Source organism: Streptomyces sp. R818, assembly GCF_056172735.1.
The window spans coordinates 167,296-171,805 of the sequence record NZ_JAOCNE010000005.1; the positions used below are offsets into that span (position 1 = coordinate 167,296).

Consider the following 4,510-nt stretch of genomic DNA (forward strand, 5'->3'; position numbering starts at 1 on the left):
GCGGTCCGTGGTGAGCAGCGGGTGCTCGCGGCCGTCGGCGAGGGCGGTGAGCGCCTCGGTCAGGCCGTCCGTGCCGTCGGTGACGACGGCCGCCCGCTCGTCGTGGTGGGCGCGAGTGGTGGCAAGGGACAGGGCGATGTCGGCCGGTGTGGTGTCGGGGTGGTCCGCGAGGTGGTCGAGGAGTCGGCGGGCCTGGGCGCGCAGCGCGGCGGTGGAGCGGGCCGACAGCAGCCAGGGCAGGGCGCCGGGAGTGCGGTCGGCCGGGCGGGCCGGTTCGACGGCGGCCGGGGCGTCCGGCTCCTGGAGGATGACGTGCGCGTTGGTGCCGGAGACGCCGAACGAGGAGACGCCCGCACGGCGCGGGGTGTCACCCGGGGCCCAGCCCTGCTCCTCGTGGAGCAGCCGGACGGCCCCGGAGGACCAGTCGATGTGCGGCGACGGCTGCTCGGCGTGCAGGGTGCGCGGCAGCACGCCCTGTCGCATCGCCATCACCATCTTGATGACGCCCGCGACGCCCGAAGCGGCTTGCGTGTGGCCGATGTTGGACTTCAGCGCGCCGAGCCACAGCGGCCGGTCGGCGGGCCGGTCCTGGCCGTAGGTGGCGAGCAGCGCCTGCGCCTCGATGGGGTCGCCGAGGCTGGTGCCGGTGCCGTGCGCCTCGACGGCGTCGACGTCCTGCGGTGAGAGCCCGGCGGAGGCGAGGGCCTGCCGGATGACGCGCTGCTGCGCGGGGCCGCTCGGCGCGGTGAGGCCGTTGGAGGCGCCGTCCTGGTTGACGGCGGAACCGGCGACCATGGCGAGGACGGGGTGTCCGTTGCGGCGGGCGTCGGAGAGGCGCTCAAGGAGAAGGAGGCCGACGCCTTCGGCCCAGCCCGCTCCGTCGGCGTCCGCGCCGAACGCCTTGCAGCGGCCGTCGGGCGACAGGGCGCGCTGCCTGCTGAACTCGACGAAGGTGTCAGGCGTCGAGATCACGGTGACACCGCCGGCCAAGGCGAGTTCGCACTCCCCGGACCGCAGGGCCTGCACCGCGAGGTGCATCGCGACGAGGGAGGAGGAGCAGGCCGTGTCGACGGTGACGGCCGGGCCCTCGAGGCCGAAGGTGTAGGCGATCCGCCCGGAGGCGACGCTGCTGGCGCTGCCGGTGGCGAGGTAGCCCTCCAGCTCCTCGGGGGCGCGGCGGGCGCGGCTGCCGTAGTCGTTGTAGTTGGAGCCGACGAACACGCCCGCGCGGGCGCCGCGCAGCCGGTCGGGGTCGATCCCCGCGCGTTCGAACGCCTCCCAGGACGTTTCGAGCAGGAGCCGGTGCTGCGGGTCGATCGCGACGGCCTCACGGGGTGCGATGCCGAAGAAGGCCGGGTCGAAGCGGTCGGCGTCGTGCAGGAATCCGCCGTGCCGTGCGTAGGAGTGGCCGATGCGCTCGGGGTCGGGGTCGTAGAGGTTCTCGACGTCCCAGCCGCGATCGGCGGGGAAGGGCGTGATGGCGTCGGTGCCGTCGGCGACGAGCCGCCACAGCTCCTCCGGCGAGGTGACTCCGCCGGGGAAGCGGCAGCCCATGCCGACGATGACGACCGGGTCGTCGTCCACGGCGGCGGTGGGCACCTGCGGCAGGGCGTCACCGGCCGCGTCCGCGCCGCCGAACAGTTCACTGTCCAGGTGGGCGGCGAGCGCGCTGGCGGAGGGGTGGTCGAAGGCGAGCGTGACCGGCAGTCGCAACCCGGTGGCCTCGGCGAACCGGTTGCGCAGTTCGACGGCGGTCAGCGAGTCGAAGCCGAGGTCGCGGAAGGCGCGTCCGTCGGGCACGGCGTCGGCGTCGGCGTGGCCGAGCACCGCCGCTGCCTGCGACCTGACCTCGGCGAGCAGCGCGGCACGGCGTTCGACGGCGGGCAGGGCGGCGAGGCGGTGGACGAGCGGCGGCCCGTCGACGGTCTCGGTCTCCTTCTTCTCCACGCTGTCGGTCTCGGCGGTGCGACGGGCCTCGGGAAGCTCACGCAGCGCGGCGAAGGCGCGGGCGGTGATGAGCTTCCAGTCGACGTCGGCGACGATGAGGAACTCCTCGTCCTCGTCGAGCGCCTTCTGCAGGGAGGCGATGGCCAGTTCGGGGTCCATCGGGGGAACACCGTCGCGGCGCAGCCGCTCCGCGACCTCCTCCCCGACCATGCCGCCGCCGGCCCAGGTGCCCCAGCCGACGGAGGTGGCGGGCAGCCCCTCCGCGCGGCGGGCGGCGGCGAGGGCGTCGAGGAAGGCGTTGGCGGCGGCGTAGCTGCCCTGGCCGGGGCCGCCGAGCGTGCCGGCCATGGACGAGAACAGGACGAACGCGTCGAGGTCGAGGTGGCGGGTCGCGGCGTCGAGGGCGAGCGCGGCGTCGGCCTTGGGGCGCACGACCCCGTGCGCGCGCTGCGGGGTCAGCGTGTCGATGACGCCGTCGTCGATGACGCCCGCCGTGTGCACGACGGCGGTCAGCGTCCCGCCGCCGGGCAGGTCGTCGACGAGCCGCCGCACGGCGTCGGCGTCGGCGACGTCACAGGCGACGACGGTCGCCGGGGTCCCCAACTCCGCTAGTTCGGCGACGAGTTCGGCGGCACCCGGGGCGTCAGGACCGCGCCGGGAGGCGAGCACCAGGTGCTCGGCGCCGCCGCGGGCGAGCCAGCGGGCGACGTGCCGCCCCAGGCCGCCGGTGCCACCGGTGACCAGGACGGTCCCCGAGGGGCGCCAGGCGCCGTCGGGGCGGGGGCCCTGACCGGCGCGGACGAGCCTGCGGGAGAAGAGCCCCGACGGACGCACCGCGAGGTGGTCCTCCTCCAGCGAGCCGGACAGAGCGGTGACCAGGCGGCGCGCGGCACGGGTGTCCAGCGTCTCGGGCAGATCGATCAGACCGCCCCAGCGCTGCGGGTACTCCAGGGCCGCGATCCGGCCCAGACCCCAGCTCATCGCCTGGAGCGGGGTGCGGAGCAGGTCGCCCCGGTGCACGGAGACGGCGCCCCGCGTCGCGGACCACACGGGCCCGCCGACGCGGACGTCACCGAGCGCCTGGAGCAGCGCGGTGGTCAGGACGAGACCGGTCGGCATCACGCCTTCGGCGGACCAGGGCGACTCGTCCAGGGCGAGCAGCGAGAGCACGCCGCCGATCTCGACGCCCTCGACGCGCCGGCCCACGAGCTCGGCCATGCGGTCGCGTTCGGCGGCGTCCCGGTCGGCGACCAGGAGCAGCGCCCCGGCCGACCTCTCGTCGACCGCCGCGTGGACCTGCCGCACCAGCGGGTCGTCCTCGTGTCCGGCGGGCACGACGATCAGCCAGGAGGCGGGGAGGTCGGCGCCGCGGGCGGACCGCTCGGAGCGGGGCTGCCAGGCGACGCGGTAGCGCCATCCGTCGAGCGTCGTGCGGTTGATGCGGTCGCGCCGCCAGGAGGACAGCGCGGGCACGACCTCGGCGAGCGACCGTACGTCCTCGATCCCGAGGCTCTCGGCGAGCGAGTCCACGTCGTGGCTGTCGACGCTGGCCCAGAAACCGTCGTCGAGCAGGTCGAGCCCGCCGGGAACCATGTCGTCGGCGCTCTGCCGGACGACCGGCTCCAGCCAGTAGTGGCTGCGTTGGAAGGCGTAGGTCGGCAGGTCGACCCGGCGCGGCGACCGGCCCTCGAAGACCGCCGCCCAGTCGACGGTGAGCCCCTTCGTCCAGGCCTCGCCGAGGGAGAGGAGGAAGCGGTCGAGGCCGCCCTGTTCGCGGTGCAGGGAGCCGACGACCGGGGCGTCCGAACCGGCCGCCTCCACGGTCTCGGCGACCGGGACGGTCAGCACCGGGTGCGGACTCATCTCCAGGAACGCGCCATGCCCCTCGGCGACGAGCTTCGCGACGGCCGGGGCCAGCTGAACGGTCTGCCGCAGGTTGCGGTACCAGTACCGGCCGTCGGTCTGACCCGGCTCGACCCACTCCCCCGTCACCGTGGACAGGAACGGCACCGACGGCTCCAGAGCCGTCACAGGGGCCAGGAGGGTCGCCAACTCCTCTTCGATGGACTCCACATGCGCCGAGTGCGAGGCATAGTCGACCTCGATCCGACGTACGCGTATGCCCACGCCGTCGGCGTACGCGACCAGCTCATCGAGCGCATCCGCGTCACCAGAGACGACGGTCGAGGTAGGCCCGTTCACCGCAGCCACCGACACCCGACCCTGCCAACGATCAGCCAACTCTCGGGCACCCTCAGCCGCCAGCGCGACCGACACCATGCCACCACGCCCGGCCAACGCCGTAATCGCACGCGACCGCAACGCCACCACCCGCGCACCATCAGCCACACTCAACGCACCCGCCACCACAGCAGCCGCGATCTCACCCTGCGAGTGCCCGATCACCGCCGCAGGCTGCACGCCGTACGACTCCCACAGCGCGGCCAGCGACACCATCACCGCCCACAACACCGGCTGCACGACATCCACCGGTCGAAGCCGGGGGCGCCGTCCACGCCGCGCACCACATCGACCAGGGACCAGTCCACGAACTCGTCCAGGG

At 74.4% G+C, this 4,510-nt stretch carries 1 protein-coding gene; it reads right to left on the reverse strand.

Going from position 1 to position 4,510, the window contains the following annotated elements:
* The coding region (locus tag N5I75_RS15995; RefSeq protein ID WP_476678085.1) for an SDR family NAD(P)-dependent oxidoreductase at positions 1–4,437 on the reverse strand (4,437 nt) is incomplete at its 3' end.
* Between the last annotated feature and the right edge of the window lie 73 nt (positions 4,438–4,510).